The sequence below is a fragment of the Qipengyuania sp. JC766 genome, from assembly GCF_040717445.1.
Taxonomy (GTDB): domain Bacteria; phylum Pseudomonadota; class Alphaproteobacteria; order Sphingomonadales; family Sphingomonadaceae; genus JC766.
The window spans coordinates 2441008-2462748 of sequence record NZ_JBFEFL010000001.1; the positions used below are offsets into that span (position 1 = coordinate 2441008).

Genomic DNA, 21741 nt, shown 5'->3' on the forward strand with positions numbered 1-21741 from the left:
GGTTCAGCTCTCCGCAGCGGAAAGGTCCGCCGTCTCTGCTTTCTCGCCCGCCTTATCGCGTGTGAGGAAGGATCGGGCAAGGATGATGAGGACGCCGATGGTGATGGCCGCATCGGCAACGTTGAAAATCAGGAACGGGCGGAACTCCCCGATATGGAGGTCCGCGTAATCGAGCACGTATCCGTACTGGTAGCGGTCGACGATATTGCCCAGCGCCCCGCCCAGGATCAGCGCGAGGCCGAAGATGTCGCCCATCGCCTTTTCGCGCAGCATCCACACGGTCACGACCAGCGCGATGAGTCCGGTCACCGCGATCAGCAGCCAGCGCGTTTCGGGCGATGTCGCCTCGAACATGCCGAGGGAGACGCCGTAATTGTGGACGCGGGTGAAGTCGAAGAACGGCAGCAGGTCCAGCTTGTCGCCTTCCTGCTTCAGGCCGAGCGGCCCGTCGACGAGGTTCTTGATCACCTGGTCGACCGCGAAGATGACCAGCGCGATGGCGATGCCGACGATGCGGTTGCGGGTCAGGATCCTCACGATGCGGCGTCCATTCCGGCGACCACGCTTTCGCACCGGTCGCACAGCGCGCCGTCCTGCGGCACTTCGGGCAGCAGGCGCCAGCACCGGCCGCACTTGGCATTGTCTGTCGGGGTCACGCTCACGGCCTCTCCCTGTTCGCGGGCGACTGACGCGGTGATGAACAGTTCGGCGAGCTGTTCGTCGGTGAAGCCGTCCGGCACCGCGCCCGCGGGCACGGTGACTTCGGCTTCCAGCCCGGACCGGATGGTCTTTTCCCGGCGCAGCGGCTCGATCGCTTCCATCACGTCTTCGCGCAAGTCGCGCAGGGCCGCGAACTTCTGCGCCAGCGCATCGTCCTGCCAGTCGGCTGGGATCGGGTGCCATTCTTCCAGGTGGATGCTGCCGCGATCGGGGAAGCGGGTGTTCCACACCTCCTCCGCCGTGAACACCAGCACCGGCGCGGCGTAGCGGACCAGCGCCTGGAACACGATGTCGAACGCCGTGCGCGTGGCGCGCCGCTCCAGGCTGCCGGGCGCATCGCAATACAGCCGGTCCTTGCGGATATCGAAGAAGAAGGCGCTGAGGTCCTCGTTCGCGAAATCGACCAGCGCGCGCACATAGGCGTCGAAATCGTAGGCCGCGATGCAGTGGCGCAGATGCGCGTCGAGCCGCGCCAGCCGGTCGAGGACGTAGCGTTCCAGTTCCGGCATGTCCGCCGGATCGACCGCTTCGGCCTCGTAATCGAACCCGCCCAGCGCGCCGAGCAGGTAGCGGAACGTGTTGCGCAGCTTGCGGTACTGGTCGCCCACGCCCTTCAGGATCTCGTCCCCGATGCGGTGGTCTTCGGTGAAGTCGACGCTCAGCGCCCACAGCCGCACGATGTCCGCGCCGTACTGCTCCATCACGGTCAACGGGTTGACCGTGTTACCGAGCGATTTCGACATCTTGCGTCCGTCCGCCGCCATGGTGAAGCCGTGGGTCAGCACCTGGTCGTAAGGCGCGCGGCCGCGCGTGGCGCAGCTTTCCAGCAGGGACGACTGGAACCAGCCGCGATGCTGGTCCGATCCTTCGAGGTAGAGATCGGCGGGCCAGCGCTGTTCGGGCCAGCGCCCGCTTTCCAGCGTGAAGACGTGGGTGCAGCCCGAATCGAACCAGACGTCGAGGATGTCGGACACCATCTCGAACTCGGCCGGATCATGATCGGAGCCGAGGAATTCGCCCTTGCGGTCCTCGCGCCAGGCATCGACGCCTTCGGCGCGCACGGCATCCACCACGCGGGCATTGACGGCCGGGTCCTGGAGGTAGGAACCGTCCGCGCGGACGAACAGCGTGATCGGCACGCCCCATGCGCGCTGACGGCTCAGCACCCAGTCCGGGCGGCCTTCCAGCATGGAACGCAGGCGGTTCTCGCCGCGCGGCGGCACGAAATCGACCCGGTCGATCTCCGCCAGCGCCCGGCCGCGCAGCGTGCCGCCGCCATCCAGTTCGCGGTCCATCGGCACGAACCATTGCGGCGTGCAGCGATAGATGACCTTGGCCTTGGACCGCCAGGAATGCGGGTAGGAGTGCTTGTAATCGGCGCTCGCGCTCAGCAGCGCGCCCGCGTCGGCAAGGTCCGAACAGATCGGCCCGTCCGGCGCGTTGAAATTGGGGTTGATGACCGCGCGGCGTCGTTCCTTGCCGTCCGTATCCAGATCGTCCGCACCCAGCCAGGGCCAGTCGTCGCGATAGCGCCCGTCGTCCATGACCGCGAACACAGGTTCCAGCCCGGCGGTCCGGCACAGCGCGAAGTCGTCCTCGCCATGGTCGGGCGCCATGTGGACGAGGCCCGTGCCGCTGTCGGTGGTGACGAAATCCCCGGCGAGCAGCGGGCGGGGGCGACGATAAAAATCCGACTGCGCTTGAAGATTGTGCATTGGATGCCGGGCAAGGCTGCCTTCAAGGTCCGCACCGCTGAAGCGTGATCGCACCTCGACTCGACCGTCTTCAGCCTGATTTTTCACGAACTTTTCTGCGTGTGGGATACAAGCCTCTGCTACAACGTAACGTCCTAGCGTTCCGCCCAGGTCATCGCTGAATGCATCAAGCAAGACATACTGAACGTCCGGCCCATAGGCCAAAGCCTGGTTCACCGGGATCGTCCACGGCGTGGTGGTCCAGATCACCGCGTGCGCGCCGACAAGTTCCGGGATCGGGCTCTCGACGATCTCGAATGCCACGTCGATCTGCGTGGAGGTGATGTCCTCGTACTCGACCTCGGCTTCGGCCAGTGCGGTCTTTTCCACCGGGCTCCACATCACCGGCTTCGCGCCGCGATAGATGTTGCCCGCCTCGACGAACTTCATCAGCTCGCCCACGATGGTCGCCTCGCTGTCGAAATCCATCGTCAGGTAGGGATGGTCGAAATCGGCCATCAGGCCGAGGCGCTTCAGCTGCTCGCGCTGCACGTCCACCCAGTGCGCGGCATATTCGCGGCACTCGGCGCGGAACTCGGCCGGCGGGACCTCGTCCTTGTTGCGCTTCTTCTTGCGGTACTGTTCTTCCACCTTCCATTCGATGGGCAGGCCGTGGCAGTCCCAGCCGGGCACGAAGGGCGCGTCCTTGCCCAGCGCGCTCTGCGTGCGCACCACCATGTCCTTCAGGATGCGGTTCAGCGCATGGCCGATATGCATGTCGCCATTGGCGTAGGGCGGGCCGTCGTGGAGGATGAACTTCTCGCGGCCCTTGCGCGTCTCGCGCAGCCGTTCGTAGAGCTTTTCCTGCTGCCAGCGCGCAAGGATGCCCGGCTCCTTCTGCGGAAGGCCGGCCTTCATGGGAAAATCGGTCTTCGGCAGGAAGACGGTGTCCCGGTAATCTCGCTGTGCTTGGTCGTCGCTCATGGAACGAGCGCCGTTAGGCGAATTGTGCCGTGTAGGAAAGAGTTTCGCCCGACCCCGTCCGAAGGCGCGCCGGAACTAGGAACCGAGCAGCCGGCGCGCTTCGGCGCAGTCCCGGTCCATCTGCGCCACCAGCGCTGCGATGCTGTCGAATTTCCCTTCGGGCCGGATGAAATGATGGAACGCGACTTCGATTTCCTGGCCGTAGAGATCGCCGGAAAAGTCGAAGAAATACGGCTCCAGCAATTCCTTGGGCGGCTCGAACTGCGGGCGCAGGCCGATATTGGCGGCGCCTTCCAGCTCCTGCCCGGTGGCGAGGATGCGCCCGGTGACGGCATAGATGCCGTAGCGCGGGCGCAGGTAGTTCTCGATCGCGAGGTTCGCGGTCGGGTAGCCGATCTCGCGCCCGCGCTTGTCGCCATGCTCCACGATCCCGCGAATGGCGAAGGGGCGGGTGAGGAGGTGCGCGGCGGTCTGCGGATCGCCCTGGCGCAGCGCCTCGCGGATGCGGCTGGAGGATACCGGCGCCTCGCCGTCCGCCACCGGGTCAACCACCTGCGTCTGGAGGCCGAGCGCGCCGCCATGCTCGCGCAGCAGCGCCACATCGCCATTCGCGCCCTGCCCGAAGGTGAAATCCCCGCCGGTGACCACACCGTGCGCGCCCAGCCGTTCGCACAGGATGCGGCCGATGAAATCCTCCGCGCTCGTCCCCGCCAGTTCCGCGTCGAAGTGGAACACCAGCATCGCGGTCGCCCCGGCGGCGAGGTAGAGTTCCTGCCGCTGCTCCAGCGTGGTCAGCCGGAAGGGCGGGACCTCGGGCCGGAAGAAGCGGACCGGGTGCGGATCGAAAGTGGCGACGATGCTGGGGCGGCCTTCCGCCTGCGCCCACGCGATCGCTGCGCCCGCCACGGCCTGGTGGCCCTTGTGGAATCCGTCGAAATTGCCGAGCGCGATGATCGCGCCGCGCAGCGAATCGGGAACCGGCTCGCGATGGTCGAGCCACCTCACGGCGCGTCGCTCCCGCCTGTCGACCGCAGGTAGGTGACGTAGGAATAGGCCGGCGTGTCGCCTTCGGCCGGGAAGTCCTCGCGCGCCCGGGCCTCCCATTCGCTGCCCAGCGGCTTCATGAAGGTGTCGCCCTCGAAATCGGCATGGACCTCGGTCAGTTCGACCCGGTCGGCCAGCGGGCGGAACACGTCGTAGACCGCCGCGCCGCCGATAACCGCGATTTCTCCGGTTTCATTGTTTCGCCGTGCAAGATCGAGCGCTTCTTTCGCACTTCGCGCGACCTCCGCGCCGGTGCTGTCCCACCGCTCGCGCCGGGTCAGGACGATGTGCCGGCGCCCGGGCAGGAGGCCGGGAAGGCTCTCGAAGGTCTTGCGGCCCATAATCATCGGGCGCCCCATGGTCAGTGCCTTGAACCGCCTGAGATCGGCGGGAATCCGCCACGGAATGTCGCCGTCCCTGCCGATCACGCCGTTGTTCGCGCGGGCATAGACCAGGAATATGTGCCCGCTCACGCCTGCGCTTCGTCCCAGCCCAGCCGCGTCAGGTGCCCCATCTTGCGCCCCTCCCGCGCCCGCGCCTTGCCATACAGGTGCAGGTGCACCAGCCCGTCCGAAAGCCGTTCATGCGCCGTATACGACTGTTTTCCCACGATATTTTCCATCTCGACCCGCGGCGCGATCGTCCGGGTATCCCCCAGCGGCAACCCGCAAATGGCCCGGATGTGGTTCTCGAACTGGCTCGTCGCCGCGCCCTCGATCGTCCAGTGGCCCGAATTGTGGACCCGCGGCGCCATCTCGTTGAAGACCGGCCCCTGCCGCGTGGCGAAGAACTCCAGCGTCAGCACACCCACGTAATTGAGCGCGTCGGCGGTCTGCTTCGCGATCTCGCGCGCCTCGGCCACGTGCCGCGTGACGCTCGCAGGCGCCGGCAGGACCGAACTGACGAGCATGCCGTCCTCATGCGTATTGCAGGAACTGTCCCAGAAGCGGACCTCCCCGTCCCGTCCCCGCACCAGAATGACCGAGAATTCCGCGTCGAACTCGACCTTGCCCTCGTAAACGCAAGGCGCCGCCGGCATCGAAAGGCCTTCGACATCGTGCGCGCTGTCCAGCGGCCACTGGCCCTTGCCGTCATAGCCGTCCCGCCGGGTCTTGAGGATGCCCGGCGTACCGATCCGCTCGACCGCCTCCTCAAGATCGGCGCGCGTCTCGACCGATGCGTGCGGCGCCGCGCGTCCGCGCAACTGCTCCACGAAACGCTTTTCCGCCAGCCGGTCCTGCGCGGTTTCCAGCGCCCGGGGATGCGGGGCGAGACGTTCTGTCATGGGCTGGATCGGCTCGACCGGGACGTTCTCGAATTCCCAGGTGATGACGTCGCATTTCTGCGCGAACGCCGCCATCGCCGCCGCATCGTCCCACTTGTTCTGGAACACGTCGTGGCACACGTCGCCGACCACGTGGTCTTTCTCCGGCGTATAGGCGATGCAGCGATAGCCGAGCTGAATCGCGGCCATCGCCAGCATCCGCCCCAGCTGTCCTCCGCCAAGGATGCCGATGGTGCTGCCCGGGACGATCATGCCCCTGCCGGCCTCTCGGTCACGGCTTCGCTGCGCGCCTGGCGCCAGGCCTTGAGGCGTCCGGCGATGGCATCGTCGTACGTCGCGAGTATCGCAGCTGCCAGCAGTCCGGCATTCGTCGCGCCGGCCTCGCCGATCGCGAGCGTGCCCACGGGAATACCTGCGGGCATCTGCACGATGGAAAGAAGGCTGTCCTGACCCGAAAGCGCCTTCGACTGCACCGGAACGCCCAGCACGGGGAGGTGTGTCATGGCGGCGATCATGCCCGGCAGGTGCGCCGCGCCCCCTGCGCCCGCGATGATGGCCTTGAAGCCGGCGTCCGCCGCGCCCTTGGCAAAGTCCGCCATGCGATCGGGCGTGCGGTGGGCGGACACGATGCGGTCATCGTGTGCGATCTCGAGCTCGTCCAGCACATCCGCCGCACACTTCATGGTCGGCCAGTCGGACTGGCTGCCCATCACGATGGCAATCATCGGGTTCCCCACGCCTAGCGGTCCTTCAGGTAGGAGCGTTCGCCCGGCTGCATCGCGTCATCGAATTCGTAGATGATCGGCTGGCCGGTCGGAATCTCGAGATCGGTAATCGCGTCGTCGGAAATGCCCGAAAGATGCTTGACCAGCGCGCGTAGCGAATTGCCGTGAGCGGAAATGATGACCGTCTCGCCGCTGGCGAGAACGGGCAGGATCGCCTCTTCCCAATAGGGCAGAACCCGTTCGATCGTCAGCTTCAGGCTTTCCGCCTTCGGTACCTCGATACCGGCGTAACGGGGATCGGCGGAAAGATCGAATTCGCTTCCCGCTTCCATGCCGGGCGGCGGCGTATCAAAGCTGCGGCGCCAGATATGAACCTGCTCGTCGCCGTGACGGTCGCGGGTCTCCTGCTTGTTGAGGCCCGTCAGCCCGCCATAATGCCGCTCGTTCAGGCGCCAGTCCTTCGTTTCGGGTATCCAGAGCCGGTCGCACGCTTCCAGCGCCAGGTGCAGCGTGCGGATCGCGCGCGTCTGGAATGACGTGAAGGCAACGGTGGGCAGAACGCCCTTATCGCGCAGCAGCGCGCCGGCGGCCTGCGCCTCGTCGACGCCCTTGTCCGTCAGGTCGACATCCCACCAGCCGGTAAACCGGTTGGCGAGGTTCCATTCGCTCTGGCCGTGGCGGACGAGGATGAGTGTCGGCAAGCTCTGCTCCTTTGGCTGCGGGAGCACGGTCCGTTAGCCTTGCTTGTCGTCCTTGGGAAGCCTCTGCGCCTCGGGAGTCGCGGTAGCGCGCTGCTGCGCCTTGCGCCGGCGCAGGTTCTCGCGCAGCTTGGCCGCCAGTCGTTCCTCGCGGCCGGTCTTGTCGTTTGCGTCGCTCATGGGTGACAGGATGCCGCCAAACCGCGCCGCGCTCAAGCGGGTCCGGTTTTCTCCGGTTGACTTTTGTCCGCCCCGCGCCAATAGCGCGCGCCTGCCGCAATCGGGGCTCCCGTGCTGCTGTAGCTCAGTGGTAGAGCGCACCCTTGGTAAGGGTGAGGCCGAGAGTTCAATTCTCTCCAGCAGCACCATCATCTAGCCGCGAAAATCCCGCATCCCGGCGGCCAAAATCCGCTTGCGGTGCCGGATTGCAGACCCCATGCGGATGTGCATGGACGAAACCGCCGTCGAACCTGCCGATCCCGATGCGTTGACGCAACTCGATCCGCGCTATGTGACCGTCTCGCGCATATCCACCGCGCTCGGATCGATCCCGTTCCTGATCGGCGCCGCCGTCGCGGAAATCTTCCAGCCATTCTATCCCGGTATCGTCCTGGGTCCGGTCGCGCTCATCGTGCTCCTGCTCGTGCTGCGCGTCCCTCAGCGTCGGTGGATGGCGCGCGGATACCAGATGGGCGAGGACCGGCTGCGGGTCGTGCGGGGTATCCTTTGGCGGTCCGATACGATCGTGCCCTTCGGGCGGGTACAGCATATCGACGTCGATCAGGGCGTCCTGGAACGCGCTTACGATCTCGCCACGCTCACGGTCCACACCGCCGGGGTCCATAACGCTTCGGTGCACTTGCCGGGGCTCGCGCATGAAGACGCGCTGGCGATGCGCGAGACGATCAGGGCGCACATCAAGCGCGAGACCCTGTGAACGACCCGATCGCAAGCGACCGCGGAGGCGAAACCGCATTGGCCGATGACGCGGACGACGTGCTGCCGCAACGGACCGCACCGCTCAGCGTTCTGGCGGGCTCTGCCAAATCCGTTCAGAATGCGATCCTGCCCTTCGCATTCATCGCCTTCAGCCAGCGTGACAATCCGTTCGGAATCGGTTTCGCGGTCCTGATCGCCCTCGTGATCGTGGGCCTCGGTATCCTGTTCAGCTACCTGCGCTGGACCCGGCTGACTTACAGGCTGGGGGCCAACGACATACGGGTCGAAAGCGGGATACTGTCCCGCGCGGCCCGGTCCGTACCGTACGAGCGGATTCAGGACGTCAGCCTCGAGCAGAGCTTCGTGCCGCGCTTGCTGGGCCTGGTCGAGGTGAAGTTCGAGACGGGTGCCGGCGGCGGTGACGACCTGACGCTTGCCTATCTGCGGGAGGAACAGGCCGAAGCGCTGCGGGAAGTCGTTCGCGAACGGCGGGACAGGGAAGTGGTGCCAGCGACGGCGGACGGGGAAGCCTCGGGCGAGCCCGATCCGGTCCTCTTCTCGATGGGACCCGGAAGGTTGCTGGTCTATGGCCTTTTCAGTTTTTCGCTTGCGGTGGTCGCTGTCCTGTTCGGCCTGACGCAGCAATTCGAAGCAGTGCTGCCGTTCGAACTGTGGGACTTCGATGCATGGGAAGACCGGCTGGCGGGGTCGGGCGCATGGCTGTCCGGTCTGGGACCCACCGCGCAGATCGTGGGCGGGGCGATCGCCATTCTATCGCTGATCGTCGTCGGCTTCGTCACCGGTATCGTGCGCACCTTCCTGAGGGATTGGGAATTCCGGCTCGAGCGGACCGCCAAGGGCTTCCGGCGCCGGCGTGGGCTGCTGACCAAGACGGATGTCGTCATGCCCGTCCACCGGGTGCAGGCGGTCCAGATCGGGACTCGCATCCTGCGCCGGCAGTTCGGCTGGCACGGCCTCAAATTCGTAAGCCTTGCGCAGGACAGCGGATCCTCCAGTCACGATGTCGCGCCATTCGCCAAGCTCGCGGAGATCGACCCGATCATCCGGGCCGCCGGGTTCGAACCACCCGCTGGTGATCTCGCCTGGCAGAGGCCGAGCGGGGCTTATCGCGTGGACAAGGCGCTTCTCGGCTTTCTTTCCATGGCTGTAGTCGCCGCGGTCACTTGGGTCTTCGCACCATTCTTCTGGATCGCGCTCATCCCGCTCGCGGTCGGCGTCTTCATTGCGTTTCGCGAAGCCTTCGTCTGGCGATACGAGCGCAACGCGCTGTGCGAACGTCAGCTTTTCCAGCGCAGCGGCTGGCTGGCGCCGGATACGCGGATCGCCAACCGCGTGAAGCTGCAATCGGTGGAGATTTCGCAAGGACCGCTGGCCCGCAAGCGGGGATACTCGACGCTTCATCTGGGCCTCGCCGGTGGCAGCTTCGACCTTCAGGGCCTGCCCGTTGCGCGGGCACGGGAATTGCGCGACGCGGTCCTCGCGAGCATCTCGCGCACCGATTTTTCCGAGCTGGTCTAGGCCCTGAGGTCGGCCCACTCCGGATTGTCGTCGAACTTGGCCGCGACGTAGGAACATTGCGGATCGATCTTGAACCCCTGCTCGCGCGCATCGGCGACCAGCGCATCGACGAGTTGTCCGGCGATGCCGCGCCCGCCGATTTCCCGAGGAACGATGGTATGCGTGGCGATCCGGACATCGGTGCCGCGCGGCTCCCAGTCGAGATGGCCCCGACTGTCGCTGTCGGCCGGCTCTGCGACGTAGCGGCCCCCGTTGTCGCGAACTTCGTGGCGGATGGTGACGTCGACCATGGCGATCCTCCTTCTTGCGCAGAACGAGCGTCCCGCTAGGGCCGTTCCCATGAGTGCAAGAGCCCAGTTCCTGTCCGACAATGCCGCGGCCGTCCATCCGAAGGTGTGGGAGGCATTGCGGCGGGCCGACGAGGCCGATTCGCCCTATGACGGCGATGCAATTAGCCAGCAGCTCGACGAGGCGATGACCGACCTCTTCGGCCGGGAATGCACGGCGCTCTGGGTGGCGACCGGCACTGCGGCCAACTGCCTGGCGCTCGCGACGCTGTGTCCACCCCATGGCGCGGTCGTCTGCCATCGCGAGGCACATATCGAGATGGACGAGGCAGGTGCGCCCGGCTTCTTCCTCCACGGCGCCAAGCTGTTGCTTGCCGAGGGCGAGCACGCCAAGCTCACTCCGGATGCGGTGCGCCGCGTGGTGGAGCCTATCCGGGACGACGTGCACCAGGTCCAGCCCCATGCCGTCAGCGTCACACAGGCGAGCGAGTACGGTTGCAGCTATCGCCCCGAGGAACTGCGCGCATTGCGCAACACGTGCGACGAGCGCGGTCTCGGCTTCCATGTCGACGGCGCGCGCTTCGCGAATGCGGTGGCGTTCCTGGGATGCAGCGCGGCGGACGCGATCGGCGGGGCGGATGCCTTCAGCTTCGGTTTCGTCAAGAATGGCGCGATGAACGCGGAAGCGATCGTATTCTTCGATCCGGAGGCTGCCGGGCTGGCGCGCTACCGGCGAAAGCGGGCAGGGCACCTGCAGTCCAAGGGACGGTTTCTGGCGGCGCAGGTGCTGGCGATGCTGGGGGACGATCTCTGGCTAGACAATGCACGATCGGCCAATTCCGCGGCCCAGGCGCTGAGCGCGCACGCCGGCGAACGGCTGCTGCATCCGGTGGAAGCGAACGAGGTCTTCCTCGCCTGCACGCCCGCCGAGCGGGATGCCCTGCGCGCGCAGGGCTTCGGTTTCTACGACTGGGGTGCGCGGGCGGCCCGGTTCGTGACCGCCTGGGATACCCGGCACGAGGATGCCGAGGCGCTGGGTCTCGCGATCGCGAACCTATGACCACGAGCGACGGCGCGAGCCTGTGGGAGCCGCGCAACCTCCTGCCGTTCCTGCTGGTAAGCGTCATCTGGGGCGGAACATGGCTGGTCATCCGCGACCAGCTGGCCACCGTTCCGGCGCAATGGTCGATCACCTACCGTTTCGTGGTCGCGGCCGCGGGCATGTTCCTGCTGGCCGCGTTCCGGGGCGAGAGACTGGTACTCGACCGCAAAGGGCAGGGCTGGGCGCTGGTGCTGGGCGTGCTCCAGTTCACGCTCAACTTCACTTTCGTCTACAACGCCGAGCGGTTCATCACCTCGGGTCTGGTCGCGGTCATGTTCGCCTTGCTGGTCGTGCCGAACGCGGTCCTGGGGCGACTGCTGCTGGGTCAGGCGATCACGCGGGCGTTCGTGACCGGATCCTGCGTCGCAGCCGTGGGAGTGGGGCTGCTGTTTCTCCAGGAATGGCGCGCTTCGCCCGCTACGCTGACCGAGGTCCTGCTCGGGGCCGGGCTGACGGTGGGGGGAATCCTTGCGGCGAGCTTCGCCAATATCGCGCAGGCGATGGAGGGGGCGAAGCGCCAGCCGTTCCTCACCTTGCTGGCATGGTCGATGCTGTGGGGCGTCGGAATCAATGGCGCGATGGCGCTGGTGACCGCCGGGCCGCCCACTTTCGATCCGAGGCCGTCCTACCTCCTTGGGATCGTCTATCTCGGCCTGCTGGGATCGGTGGTTACGTTCCCGCTCTATTACGGGCTCGTCCGCAAGGTTGGGGCGGGGCAGGCGGCCTATTCGTCCGTTATCGTGCCCGTCGTCGCAATGATCCTGTCCACGCTTTTCGAAGGCTATCGCTGGGACTGGCTGCCCGCCGCGGGGGCGGTCCTCACGCTGACCGGGATGGTGGTCGCACTGCGCGGGCGCAAGGCGGCCCCGCCACCGCGCGCTACGCCCGAGCCATGAGGTCGCGCAGCCCTTCGCGATAGGTCGGGAAGCGCGGCTGCCAGCCGAGCACGCGTTTCGCCTTGCCGGTCGCGACCCTGCGATTCTCCGCGTAGAAGCCGCGCGCCATCTCGGACAGGCCCGCCTCGTCCATGGTCTGGAGCGGGGGCGGCGGGACGCCGAGCAGTCGGCAGGCCTCTTCGGTCACTTCATTGCCGCTCGCCGGTAGATCGTCCGCCAGGTTGTAGGCCCCTGCCAGCGCCTGCGTTTCGATGGCCGCGAGAACACCGGACACGATATCCTCGACATGGACGCGGCTGAAGACCTGCCCGGGCATGTCGATCCGGTGCGCCTTGCCCTCCTTTACCCGCTCGAGCGCGCTGCGCCCCGGGCCGTAGATCCCCGGCAGACGGAAAACATGCGCGCCCGCATCGAGCCAGCGCGAATCGCACCGGGCCCGGGCCCCGCGCCGCCCGCCGCCGATCGGCGCGCTCTCGTCCACCCACGCACCGTCCTGATCGCCAAAGACGCCGGTCGAGGACAGGTATCCGAGCCACCGTCCGCCCGGCAAATCGCCATAGGCATCGAGCACCGGGTCGCTTTCGTCGGCTGGCGGCACGCTGGACAGAACATGCGATGCCCGCTCAACAGCGGTGCGAACCGCGTCCGTATCTCCGAAATCGATCGTTCCGTTGCTCCCGGTCGCTTCGACTTGCCAGCCCTTCGCGGTGAGCGCATCGGCGATCCGGCCGGCCGTGTATCCGAGGCCGAAAATGAACATCTTTGCCATCCGGTGCTTGTGACCGGTTGATCGCCGCAGGGAAAGCACCAAGAAGGTAAGCATGGATATCGCCCGCACCCCCTCCACCCCCGAAGGCAACCCGGAACTGGCAGACGCCGCGCCCGAACCGAAGGAGCCGCCCGTCATCCGGCGGGAGGATTACGAGCCCTTCCCTTGGCTCGTCCCGCAAACCGCGCTGGACTTCGGCCTCGGGCTGGAGCGCACGAAAGTGGTCGCCCGCCTCACCGTTGAGCGCAATCCGGCCGCCGAGCCGAGCGCCACGATCCACCTCAATGGCGACGGGCTGGAGCCGCTGGAAGTCGAAATCGACGGAACGCCGACTCTCGAATGGTCGCTCGAGGACGGGGACCTCCTCCTGTCGCTCCCGGGCGAGAAGCACGAGGTGAGGATCGTCACCGAGATCGATCCTTCGGCCAACAGCCAGCTCATGGGCCTCTATGCCTCGGGCGGCATGCTGTGCACCCAGTGCGAGGCGGAAGGGTTCCGGCGGATTACCTTCTTCCCGGACAGGCCCGACGTGCTGTCCGTATACACCGTGTCGATGCGCGGCCCGAAGGACCAGTTCCCGATCCTGCTTTGCAACGGCAACGAAACCGCGAGCGGCGAAACCGAGGACGGCCTGCGCTGGGCCGACTGGCACGATCCCTGGCCGAAGCCGAGCTACCTTTTCGCGCTGGTGGCGGGTGACCTGGTCGCGAAGTCGGGCACGTTCACCACGATGGGCGGACGCGAGGTGGAACTCAACGTCTGGGTGCGCGAAGGCGACCTGGACCGGACCGATCATGCGCTCGAATCGCTCCGACGTGCCATGAAATGGGACGAGGAGACTTTCGGGCGCGAGTACGATCTCGATCTCTACAACATCGTCGCCGTGTCTGACTTCAACATGGGCGCGATGGAGAACAAGGGTCTCAACGTCTTCAACACCAAATACGTGCTGGCCGATCCGGAAACCGCGACGGACGGCGACTTCGACGCGGTCGAAGGGGTGATCGCGCACGAATATTTCCATAACTGGTCCGGCAACCGGGTGACTTGCCGCGACTGGTTCCAGCTGAGCCTGAAGGAAGGCTTCACCGTCCTTCGCGACCAGCTCTTCAGCCAGGACATGCAGGGCGAGGCGGTCAAGCGGATCGAGGACGTGCGCGTGCTGCGCAGCGTTCAGTTCCCGGAGGACAGCGGGCCGCTCGCGCATCCGATCCGGCCCGATTCCTTCCGCGAAATCAGCAATTTCTACACCGCGACCGTCTACAACAAGGGGGCCGAGGTCATCCGAATGATGCGGACCATGGCGGGCGAGGAGCGGTTCCGGAAGGGCACCGATCTCTATTTCAACCGCCATGACGGCGAAGCGGCGACGTGCGAGGATTTCGTCAGCGCGATCGAGGATGGCGCCGGTCTCGACCTGCAGCAGTTCCGCCTGTGGTATTCGCAGGCCGGTACTCCGAAGGTCTCGGTCGATCTCCGCCACTCCGGCAGCACGGCCACACTGGCGCTGCGCCAGGTGGTGCCGCAGACCCCCGACCAGTCCGACAAGAAGCCCATGCCGATCCCCCTCAGGATCGCCCTGTTCGACCGGGAGACCGGGCGGCACGGGGGCGAGGAAGTGGTCGTGCTTGACGCAGCGGAAGGCGAATGGACCTTCGAAGGGTTCGACCGGGCGCCCGTCCTGTCGATCAATCGCGGTTTTTCCGCGCCGGTGTCGATCGAACGGCGCATCGAGGAGGCGGATCTCGTGTTCCTGGCGGCGAAGGACGACGATCCCTTCGCGCGCTACGAAGCCATGCAGGAACTCGTAACCGGGCATCTGGTCGCCGCGGCGAAGGGAGAGCTTTCCGACGATGCGCGCAGCCGGGCGCGGGATTTCATCGGGGAGGCTTTCGGCGCGATCCTCGCAGATGAAGCGCTCGATGACCAGATGCGCGGCGAACTGATGATGCTTCCGACCCAGACCTACGTCACGGAGCAGTTCGACCAGGCCGATCCGCAGCGTGTCTTCGAGGAGCGGGAAGCACTGAAGCGCACACTGGGCGAACGGTTCGTTGAGGAACTGCGCGCGATGCACGATCGCGCTTCGTCGGTGCCCTACAGCCTCGACGCAGAGGCCCGCGGTGCGCGCAAGGTGAAAACCCTTGCTCTCAGTTTCCTCGCCGCCGCCGATCCGGCGGACGGCGCGCAGCGTGCCGAGCGGCAATACGAAGCCGCGGACAACATGACAGACCGGCAGGGCGCCCTGATGGTGCTGACCGGACTGGAAGGACCGCAGAGGACCCGCGCGCTGCTCGATTTCTACGAGCGTTACCGCGACAATCCGCTGGTCATCGACAAGTGGTTCGCGCTGCAGGCGACTTCGCTGCACCCCAAGGTGATCGAGCATGTGAAGGCGCTGGCCGAGCACCCAGACTTCACCCTGCGCAATCCCAACCGCGTGCGCTCGCTCTACATGGCGTTCGCCGGCAATCCGCATGGCTTCCACGCCGCCGATGGGGAGGGGTACCGGCTGGTCACCGACCTCGTGCTGGAACTCGATCCGATCAATCCGCAGACCGCGGCGCGCTTCGTCCCTTCGCTGGGGCGCTGGCGGCGGATCGAACCGGGCCGTGCCGCGAAGATGCGCGCGGAGCTGGAGCGGATCGCCGAAGCGCCGAGCCTGTCGCGCGATACGTACGAACAGGTGACCCGCAGCCTTGGCTGAGGCGCTCCGATCTGACCTGCTGGACCCGGTCCCGCACGGGTTCATGACCCGCAGGGGAGGCAAATCCGCCGGATCGGTCGCCGGCCTGCAGTGCGGGTTCGGCGCGGATGACGAGGAGGACAACGTCCGGGCGAACCGCGCGGCGGTAGTGGACGCGGTTTTGCCGGGCGGTATCTTGCTGACACCGTACCAGGTTCATTCGCCCGATGTCGCGATCGTCCGGCAATCTTACGAAGGCAGCGAGAGGCCGCGCGTGGACGCGCTGGTCACCGATCGCCCGGGCCTGCTTCTCGGCATCCTGACGGCAGATTGCGCGCCGGTCCTGTTTGCGGACCGGGAAGCGGGCGTGGTCGCGGCCGCGCATGCGGGCTGGCGCGGGGCCTTTGGCGGCGTACTAGCCAACACGCTTGACGCGATGGAGACGCTGGGCGCGAAGCGGAGCCGCGTGGCGGCGGTCATCGGGCCGGCGATCGCGCAGCGGAGTTACGAGGTGGACAGCGGCTTTCGCGACCGTTTCCTGGATAAGGACGGGAGTTTCGACGCCTTCTTCGAGAGCGGGCGGGAGGGCCACTACCAGTTCGATCTGGCAGGCTTCGTGTGCCGCGCCCTGTCCGACGCTGGCGCGGGTGCCATCGCGGACCTGGCGCTCGACACCTATTCGGATCCGGAGCGATTCTATTCCTATCGCCTCTCCACCCATCGGGGGGAGAGCACTTACGGCCGGCAGATCAGCGTCATCGGCCTGCCGCGCTGACCCGCGCGCGATTTGCGGGGACACTTGCGCCGCGGCGTACGGAAAGTGCCAAAAACACAGTTGGCACATCGGTCGATCCTGTCTATCAGCCCGACCAAACCGGCACCTGAAGGGGCCTCTCCACGCATACCCGCAAAAGGCGCGGCATGCACCGTCCAGGGGGCAGAGGCAGGTCCGACGGTTCGGCGAAATCCAATTCCCGCATTGCGCGGGCGATTGCAGGACAAGACAGATCGATGGCTGACACGACAGGCACCAAACCCGAAGAAACCGTGGCGAGCGATCCGGCAACGGAGACCGCGCCGGGCATGCGCCGTCGTGACGTCCTCGGAATTCCGGCGGACGTGGCCGCGGTCAGCTTTGCCGGTGTCGGCGGCCTTGCCGTGCTCTACCCTCTGATCAGCCAGATGGCCCCGTCCGAGGACGTGCTGGCCGAAAGCACGACCGAGGTCGATACGGCCGGGATCGAGGCGGGCCAGTCTATCAAGGCGGTGTTCCGCAAGCAGCCGCTGTTCGTGAAGCGCCTGACCCCGGCGGAGATCGAGGCGGCGAATGCCGTGCCGACGTCGTCGCTGCGCGACGCGCAGACGCTGGAAGAGCGCACCGATCCTTCGCATCCGGACATTCTCGTGACCATGGGCGTGTGCACCCATCTCGGCTGCGTGCCGCTGGGCGCCGCCGAAGGCGAGAACAAGGGCGAGTTCGGTGGGTATTTCTGCCCCTGCCACGGCTCGCATTACGATACGGCCGGACGCATTCGCAAAGGCCCTGCACCGACCAACCTCGAAGTGCCCGAGTACAGTTTCTCAGGCGACGTGCTGCGTGTCGGATAAGTAAGAGAGAGCGATCATGAGCTTCCCCTGGGCCCGCCAATACACTCCGGCCACCGGCTTCACCAAGTGGGTGGACGAAAAGCTGCCGCTGCCGCGTCTCGTCTACAATGCTGTCGGCGCCGGCTATCCGGTCCCGCGCAACCTGTCCTACATGTGGAACTTCGGCGTGCTCGCCGGCTTCTGCCTGGTTTTGCAGATCGTCACCGGGGTCGTCCTGGCGATGCACTACGCCGCCAACGGCGAAGTGGCATTCGCGACGGTCGAGCACATCATGCGCGACGTCAACTGGGGCTGGATGATGCGCTACATGCACGCCAACGGCGCCAGCTTCTTCTTCCTCGTTCTCTATCTCCACATCTTCCGCGGGTTCTTCTACGCGTCCTACAAGGCGCCGCGCGAGATGATCTGGCTGCTGGGCGTGGTCATCTTCCTGCTCGCCATGGCGACCGCCTTCATGGGGTACGTGTTGCCATGGGGCCAGATGAGCTTCTGGGGTGCCAAGGTCATCACCGGCCTGTTCGGCGCGATCCCGCTGGTCGGCGAACCGCTGCAGGTGTGGCTACTGGGCGGCTACGCGCCCGACAACGCGGCACTGAACCGCTTCTTCTCGCTGCACTTCCTGCTGCCCTTCGTGATTGCGGGTGTCGTCATCCTGCACATCTGGGCGCTGCATATTCCCGGCTCGTCCAACCCGACCGGCGTGGAAGTGAAGAAGGAAAGCGACACCGTTCCGTTCCACCCGTACTACACGGCGAAGGACGGCTTCGGACTCGGCGTCTTCCTGATCATCTACGCGGTGTTCGTGTTCTTCATGCCGAACGTGCTGGGCCACCCGGACAACTACATCGAGGCGAACCCGCTCTCGACGCCCGCGCACATCGTGCCAGAATGGTATTTCTATCCGTTCTACGCCATCCTGCGCGCCTTCACCTTCGACTTCATCCTCCCGGCCAAGCTGTGGGGCGTGCTGGCGATGTTCGCGTCGATCCTGCTGTGGTTCCTGCTGCCCTGGCTGGATCGTTCGCCAGTGCGCAGCGGCCACTACCGTCCGCTGTTCCGCAAGTTCTTCTGGTTCGGCCTGATCCCGACCATGGCGGCCCTGTTCTATCTGGGCGGTGCGCCGGCGGAGGAGCCGTACGTTATGTTCAGCCAGATCTTCACGGCCTACTACTTCCTCCACTTCCTGGTGATCCTGCCGATCATCAGCTCGATCGAAAAGCCCGAACCGCTGCCCTATTCGATCACCGAGGCGGTGCTCGGATCCGACAAGGACGAGGTTCGCGGCGAATATTCGGACGTGGATCCGGTACCGGCGGACCGGCGCGGCGACGCGCTCCCGGCAGAATAAGGCTCAAGGAAAGACACACGCAATGATCCGTATCGGTGCAATTCTTGTCGGCCTTGGCTTTACGTTGGTCGTTCTCATTTCCTTCGTCACCGGGTTCATCACCTGGTCGACGGAAGAGGTGGAGAAGGGGCCGGAATACAGCTTCCACGAGCATCCGCAGAACATCGCCTTCGCGCATGAAGGCCCGTTCGGCCATTGGGACACGCAGCAGCTGCAGCGCGGTTACCAGGTCTACAAGGAAGTCTGCGCGGCCTGCCACAGCCTGAAATACGTCGCTTTCCGCGATCTGGGCGAGCTCGGTTACTCCGAAGCCGAAGTCGCCGCCCTTGCGGCCGAATGGCAGGTCCCCGGCATCAATCCGGACACCGGCGAATCCGTCCTGCGCCCGGGCGAGCCGACGGACTATTTTCCGGATGTCTATCCGAATGCCGTCGCGGCCGCCGCGGCGAACAACAACGCCATTCCGCCCGACCTTTCGCTCATGACCAAGGCGCGGCACAACGGTTCTGACTACGTCGCATCGCTGCTTTCGGGCTACGAACCGGTGCCGGAAGAGCTCAAGGCGCAGTTCCCGAATTTCAACACGCCTGAAGGCCTGTATTACAATTCGTACTTCCCGTACCTCAACATCGCGATGGCGCCGCCGCTGACCCAGACCGGCCAGGTGACCTATGCCGACGGGACGGAAGCGACGGTGGGGCAGATGGCGACGGATGTGGCCGCGTTCCTCACCTGGACCGCGGAGCCGACGCTGATCGAACGCAAGCAGACGGGCTGGGCCACGCTTGCCTTCCTGCTGGTTGCCACGATCCTGGCCTATCTCGCCAAGCGGCAGATCTGGTCGGCGGTGAAGCCGAAGAAGGCGAAGGCCTGATCGCTGGCAGCGCGTCATTGCCGGGGGGCGACATGTCCCCCGCCGACTTGAAAGCGCTGGTCCGCACGGTGCCGGACTTTCCGGAACCGGGGATCCAATTCCGCGACATCACCACGCTGATCAGCAGCGGTCCCGGCTTTGCTGCGAGTGTGCGCCTGCTGGCCGGACAAGCGAAGGCCGCCGGCGCCAGCGCCATCGCCGGCATGGAAGCGCGCGGCTTCATCTTCGGCGCTGCCGTCGCTGCCGAACTCGGCATCGGGTTCCTGCCGGTACGCAAGCCCGGGAAGCTACCGATCGCCACGCTCGGCATGGATTACGCCCTGGAATACGGGTCCGACCGTCTGGAGATCGATCCCGGCGCCGTTGTCGAGGGTGACCGTATCAGCATTGTCGACGACCTGATCGCGACTGGCGGCACCGCTATAACTGCGACCGAATTGCTCCGGCAGGCGGGCGCGCAGATCGCGCATGCAGCCTTCGTCATCGATTTGCCCGATTTGGGTGGCGCGACGAGGCTGCGGGACATCGGCATCGCCGTCGACAGCATCATGCAGTTCGAAGGGGACTGAGGCCGATCTTTTTCTCCGAACCGGATAGATCGGCGCGCTTGTGTGTTAGGATGATCGTGAGGGTTACGGACACACGGCGCCGGGTCGCCGTGGAGGGGAGGGCGAAATGGAAATAGCGATCGTTGTCGCCCTCGTCGGCGTGCTCGGCATCGGCGCCCAGTGGATCGCGTGGCGGACCGGGTGGCCTGCCATCGTACTGATGCTCGCAGCCGGTTTCCTTGCCGGGCCGGTTCTCAACATCTTCGATCCCGAACACGCCTTTGGCGAACTGCTCGAACCGATGGTCGCCATCGGCGTCGCGCTGATCCTGTTCGAAGGCGGGCTCAGCCTCGACTTCCGGGAATTGCGCCATTCGGGCGACGGGGTGCTACGTCTCGCCACGATCGGAGTGGCGATCGGCTGGCTGCTCGGCGCCCTTGCCGGATACCACATCGCGCGGCTGGACTGGGCAGTGGCGGTGCTGTTCGGCGGCATCCTGGTGGTCACGGGGCCCACGGTGGTCATACCGCTTCTGCGGCAGGCCAACGTGACGACCAGGCCGGCCTCGATCCTGAAGTGGGAAGCCATCGTGAACGATCCGACCGGCGCGCTCGCGGCCGTCATCGCGTACGAATACTTCCGCAAGACTGCCGAATTCCCGGGCTCGACGATTTTCGAGATCGTTCCCCCGCTGATCATCGCGGCAATCGTCGCAGGTCTGATCGGTTACGGTGCCGCGCGCCTGATCGCCTACACCTTCCCGCGCGGGCTGGTCCCCGAATACCTCAAGGTCCCGGTCCTTTTCACCGTCGTCGTGGCGGTGTTCGTCATCTCCAACCTGATCGAGCACGAGGCGGGACTGGTCGCGGTGACGGTCATGGGCGTCGCGCTGGCCAACATGAACGTCTCCAGCCTCCGGTCGATACATCCGTTCAAGGAGAATATCGCGGTCCTGCTCGTTTCTGGCATCTTCATCCTGCTGTCCGCCTCGCTGACGGTCGACGACCTGCAGGGCTTCAACTGGCGCTTCGGCCTGTTTTTGCTGGCACTGCTGTTCCTCGTTCGCCCGGCGACCATCCTCCTCAGCCTGCTCGGCAGTTCTGTTCCGTGGAACGAGCGCCTGTTCCTCGCCTGGATCGCGCCACGCGGCATCGTGCTGGTGGCGATTTCCGGCCTGTTCGCCCTTCGCCTGGCCGAACTGGGGATCGAGGGCGGGCAGTTGCTGATCAGCCTGAGCTTCGCCGTGGTGGTGACCACGGTTGTCGCGCATGGGTTCACCATCAACCTCGTGGCCAAGCTGCTCGGCATCAAGGGATCGGAACGGCCGGGCTTGTTGATCGTCGGCAGCACGCCGTGGACGGTCGCACTGGCGAACGAGATGAAGGCGCTCGGCACGCCGGTCCTGATTTCCGATTCCAGCTGGCAGAGGCTGGCGATCGCCCGACAGAAAGGCATCGCCTTCTACCACGGCGAGATCCTTAACGAGGCGACCGAGCACAATCTTGACCTGACCCCGTACCAGGTGCTGGTCGCAGCCACGGATAACGAAGCGTACAACACGCTGGTGTGCAACGAGTTCGCGCACGAGATCGGCCGCGATTCCGTCTACCAGCTGGGCGAGGCCGGAACTGGTGACGACCGCCACGCCTTGCCCGAATCCCTGCGCGGCCGCGCCTTGTTCGAGAGCGGCTTCGGCGTCGCCGATGTGCAGCAGCGCCAGCAGATGGGCTGGGTCTTCCGCAAGACGAAGCTGTCGCAGGAATTCAATTTCGACGACGCGCAGCAGAAGCTGCCCGAATCGACGCACATGTTGTTGCTGCTGCGCGATGGCGGCCGCATGCGCTTCTTCACGCACGCGGCGCGTCCCGAACCGCGCGCGGGCGACATCATCATATCCTTCTCACCGCCCCAGCAGCGCACACCCGAAGAAGCGGCCGAACGCCGCAAGGGCAAGCGCAGCGATTCCGATCCTCAAACAGCCTGACCCCGCGAGTT

General features: G+C 65.7%; 21 protein-coding genes and 1 tRNA gene. 12 read left to right on the top strand and 10 right to left on the bottom strand.

The window, feature by feature from the left end:
• Positions 1 to 3: 3 nt before the first annotated feature.
• The 8 genes from lspA to AB1K63_RS11725 form a co-directional block, all read right to left on the bottom strand.
• Positions 4 to 540: a signal peptidase II gene (gene lspA, locus AB1K63_RS11690; RefSeq protein ID WP_366960714.1), complete on the bottom strand. Its 537-nt coding sequence runs from the start codon at positions 538 to 540 to the stop codon at positions 4 to 6.
• Complete coding sequence (gene ileS, locus AB1K63_RS11695) at positions 534 to 3398, bottom strand: isoleucine--tRNA ligase (protein WP_366960337.1); 2865 nt, start codon at positions 3396 to 3398, stop codon at positions 534 to 536. Before ileS ends, lspA begins: the two co-directional genes overlap by 7 nt.
• Before the next feature lie 75 nt (positions 3399 to 3473).
• Complete coding sequence (locus tag AB1K63_RS11700) at positions 3474 to 4403, bottom strand: bifunctional riboflavin kinase/FAD synthetase (protein ID WP_366960338.1); 930 nt, start codon at positions 4401 to 4403, stop codon at positions 3474 to 3476.
• On the bottom strand, positions 4400 to 4915 hold the full coding sequence (locus AB1K63_RS11705; RefSeq protein WP_366960339.1) for a dihydrofolate reductase: 516 nt from the start codon (positions 4913 to 4915) through the stop codon (positions 4400 to 4402). The genes AB1K63_RS11700 and AB1K63_RS11705 overlap by 4 nt, the downstream gene beginning before the upstream one ends.
• On the bottom strand, positions 4912 to 5979 hold the full coding sequence (locus AB1K63_RS11710; protein WP_366960340.1) for a 5-(carboxyamino)imidazole ribonucleotide synthase: 1068 nt from the start codon (positions 5977 to 5979) through the stop codon (positions 4912 to 4914). The genes AB1K63_RS11705 and AB1K63_RS11710 overlap by 4 nt, the downstream gene beginning before the upstream one ends.
• Entirely contained in the window at positions 5976 to 6437 is a 462-nt protein-coding gene (gene purE, locus AB1K63_RS11715) for a 5-(carboxyamino)imidazole ribonucleotide mutase (RefSeq protein ID WP_366960715.1), read from the bottom strand. The genes AB1K63_RS11710 and purE overlap by 4 nt, the downstream gene beginning before the upstream one ends.
• 29 nt (positions 6438 to 6466) lie before the next feature.
• Positions 6467 to 7153, bottom strand: coding sequence for a 2,3-diphosphoglycerate-dependent phosphoglycerate mutase (gene gpmA, locus AB1K63_RS11720; RefSeq protein ID WP_366960341.1), 687 nt, complete (start codon positions 7151 to 7153; stop codon positions 6467 to 6469).
• A 33-nt stretch (positions 7154 to 7186) separates the two neighbouring features.
• On the bottom strand, positions 7187 to 7330 hold the full coding sequence (locus AB1K63_RS11725) for a hypothetical protein (protein WP_366960342.1): 144 nt from the start codon (positions 7328 to 7330) through the stop codon (positions 7187 to 7189).
• A gap of 113 nt (positions 7331 to 7443) precedes the next feature.
• Here AB1K63_RS11725 and AB1K63_RS11730 point away from each other — a divergent pair.
• From AB1K63_RS11730 to AB1K63_RS11740, 3 genes are all read left to right on the top strand, one after another.
• A tRNA-Thr gene (locus AB1K63_RS11730) sits at positions 7444 to 7518 on the top strand.
• A gap of 80 nt (positions 7519 to 7598) precedes the next feature.
• A complete protein-coding gene (locus AB1K63_RS11735) occupies positions 7599 to 8087 on the top strand; it encodes a PH domain-containing protein (RefSeq protein WP_366960343.1) in 489 nt (162 codons plus the stop codon).
• Positions 8088 to 8125: 38 nt separating this feature from the next.
• Positions 8126 to 9628 (top strand): PH domain-containing protein, encoded by a 1503-nt coding sequence (locus tag AB1K63_RS11740; RefSeq protein ID WP_366960344.1) that lies wholly within the window; start codon positions 8126 to 8128, stop codon positions 9626 to 9628.
• Here the strand turns inward: AB1K63_RS11740 and AB1K63_RS11745 are convergent.
• A complete protein-coding gene (locus tag AB1K63_RS11745; RefSeq protein ID WP_366960345.1) occupies positions 9625 to 9918 on the bottom strand; it encodes a GNAT family N-acetyltransferase in 294 nt (97 codons plus the stop codon). The two genes, AB1K63_RS11740 and AB1K63_RS11745, sit on opposite strands and share 4 nt — an antisense overlap.
• Positions 9919 to 9967: 49 nt before the next feature.
• Between AB1K63_RS11745 and AB1K63_RS11750 the strand changes: the two genes are divergently transcribed.
• The gene (locus tag AB1K63_RS11750; RefSeq protein ID WP_366960346.1) at positions 9968 to 10975 is read left to right on the top strand and encodes a beta-eliminating lyase-related protein; all 1008 of its coding nucleotides are present in this window, start codon (positions 9968 to 9970) and stop codon (positions 10973 to 10975) included.
• Positions 10972 to 11913 carry an EamA family transporter gene (locus AB1K63_RS11755; RefSeq protein ID WP_366960347.1) on the top strand — a complete coding sequence of 314 codons (942 nt, stop codon included), beginning with the start codon at positions 10972 to 10974 and terminating at the stop codon, positions 11911 to 11913. The genes AB1K63_RS11750 and AB1K63_RS11755 overlap by 4 nt, the downstream gene beginning before the upstream one ends.
• Here the strand turns inward: AB1K63_RS11755 and AB1K63_RS11760 are convergent.
• Positions 11897 to 12682 (bottom strand): SDR family NAD(P)-dependent oxidoreductase, encoded by a 786-nt coding sequence (locus AB1K63_RS11760; protein ID WP_366960348.1) that lies wholly within the window; start codon positions 12680 to 12682, stop codon positions 11897 to 11899. The genes AB1K63_RS11755 and AB1K63_RS11760 overlap by 17 nt on opposite strands.
• A 52-nt stretch (positions 12683 to 12734) precedes the next feature.
• On the opposite strand from AB1K63_RS11760, the gene pepN reads away from it, so the two are divergent.
• The 7 genes from pepN to AB1K63_RS11795 all read left to right on the top strand — a co-directional run bounded on the left by pepN (position 12735) and on the right by AB1K63_RS11795 (position 21730).
• On the top strand, positions 12735 to 15389 hold the full coding sequence (pepN, locus tag AB1K63_RS11765) for an aminopeptidase N (protein ID WP_366960349.1): 2655 nt from the start codon (positions 12735 to 12737) through the stop codon (positions 15387 to 15389).
• A gap of 43 nt (positions 15390 to 15432) precedes the next feature.
• A complete protein-coding gene (pgeF, locus tag AB1K63_RS11770) occupies positions 15433 to 16143 on the top strand; it encodes a peptidoglycan editing factor PgeF (protein ID WP_366960350.1) in 711 nt (236 codons plus the stop codon).
• 236 nt (positions 16144 to 16379) lie between these two features.
• A complete protein-coding gene (gene petA / locus AB1K63_RS11775; protein WP_366960351.1) occupies positions 16380 to 16976 on the top strand; it encodes a ubiquinol-cytochrome c reductase iron-sulfur subunit in 597 nt (198 codons plus the stop codon).
• A gap of 16 nt (positions 16977 to 16992) precedes the next feature.
• Positions 16993 to 18324, top strand: a complete 1332-nt coding sequence (locus AB1K63_RS11780) for a cytochrome b/b6 (protein ID WP_366960352.1) — start codon at positions 16993 to 16995, stop codon at positions 18322 to 18324.
• Between the two features lie 22 nt (positions 18325 to 18346).
• Positions 18347 to 19198 (top strand): cytochrome c1, encoded by an 852-nt coding sequence (locus AB1K63_RS11785; protein WP_366960353.1) that lies wholly within the window; start codon positions 18347 to 18349, stop codon positions 19196 to 19198.
• Positions 19199 to 19230: 32 nt separating this feature from the next.
• Positions 19231 to 19767: an adenine phosphoribosyltransferase gene (locus AB1K63_RS11790; protein ID WP_366960354.1), complete on the top strand. Its 537-nt coding sequence runs from the start codon at positions 19231 to 19233 to the stop codon at positions 19765 to 19767.
• A 106-nt stretch (positions 19768 to 19873) separates the two neighbouring features.
• Positions 19874 to 21730: a sodium:proton antiporter gene (locus AB1K63_RS11795; RefSeq protein WP_366960355.1), complete on the top strand. Its 1857-nt coding sequence runs from the start codon at positions 19874 to 19876 to the stop codon at positions 21728 to 21730.
• Positions 21731 to 21741 lie beyond the last annotated feature (11 nt).

What these genes read in the sequence shown, in the direction of transcription:
- ileS (WP_366960337.1), bottom strand. Translation starts at nt 3,398, where the DNA reads ATGAGCGACGACCAAGCACAGCGAGATTACCGGGACACCGTCTTCCTG.
- AB1K63_RS11710 (WP_366960340.1), bottom strand. Translation starts at nt 5,979, where the DNA reads ATGATCGTCCCGGGCAGCACCATCGGCATCCTTGGCGGAGGACAGCTG.
- purE (WP_366960715.1), bottom strand. Translation starts at nt 6,437, where the DNA reads ATGGGCAGCCAGTCCGACTGGCCGACCATGAAGTGTGCGGCGGATGTG.
- AB1K63_RS11725 (WP_366960342.1), bottom strand. Translation starts at nt 7,330, where the DNA reads ATGAGCGACGCAAACGACAAGACCGGCCGCGAGGAACGACTGGCGGCC.
- AB1K63_RS11735 (WP_366960343.1), top strand. Translation starts at nt 7,599, where the DNA reads ATGGACGAAACCGCCGTCGAACCTGCCGATCCCGATGCGTTGACGCAA.
- AB1K63_RS11745 (WP_366960345.1), bottom strand. Translation starts at nt 9,918, where the DNA reads ATGGTCGACGTCACCATCCGCCACGAAGTTCGCGACAACGGGGGCCGC.
- AB1K63_RS11750 (WP_366960346.1), top strand. Translation starts at nt 9,968, where the DNA reads ATGAGTGCAAGAGCCCAGTTCCTGTCCGACAATGCCGCGGCCGTCCAT.
- AB1K63_RS11755 (WP_366960347.1), top strand. Translation starts at nt 10,972, where the DNA reads ATGACCACGAGCGACGGCGCGAGCCTGTGGGAGCCGCGCAACCTCCTG.
- AB1K63_RS11760 (WP_366960348.1), bottom strand. Translation starts at nt 12,682, where the DNA reads ATGGCAAAGATGTTCATTTTCGGCCTCGGATACACGGCCGGCCGGATC.
- pepN (WP_366960349.1), top strand. Translation starts at nt 12,735, where the DNA reads ATGGATATCGCCCGCACCCCCTCCACCCCCGAAGGCAACCCGGAACTG.
- pgeF (WP_366960350.1), top strand. Translation starts at nt 15,433, where the DNA reads ATGACCCGCAGGGGAGGCAAATCCGCCGGATCGGTCGCCGGCCTGCAG.
- petA (WP_366960351.1), top strand. Translation starts at nt 16,380, where the DNA reads ATGGCTGACACGACAGGCACCAAACCCGAAGAAACCGTGGCGAGCGAT.
- AB1K63_RS11780 (WP_366960352.1), top strand. Translation starts at nt 16,993, where the DNA reads ATGAGCTTCCCCTGGGCCCGCCAATACACTCCGGCCACCGGCTTCACC.
- AB1K63_RS11785 (WP_366960353.1), top strand. Translation starts at nt 18,347, where the DNA reads ATGATCCGTATCGGTGCAATTCTTGTCGGCCTTGGCTTTACGTTGGTC.
- AB1K63_RS11790 (WP_366960354.1), top strand. Translation starts at nt 19,231, where the DNA reads ATGTCCCCCGCCGACTTGAAAGCGCTGGTCCGCACGGTGCCGGACTTT.
- AB1K63_RS11795 (WP_366960355.1), top strand. Translation starts at nt 19,874, where the DNA reads ATGGAAATAGCGATCGTTGTCGCCCTCGTCGGCGTGCTCGGCATCGGC.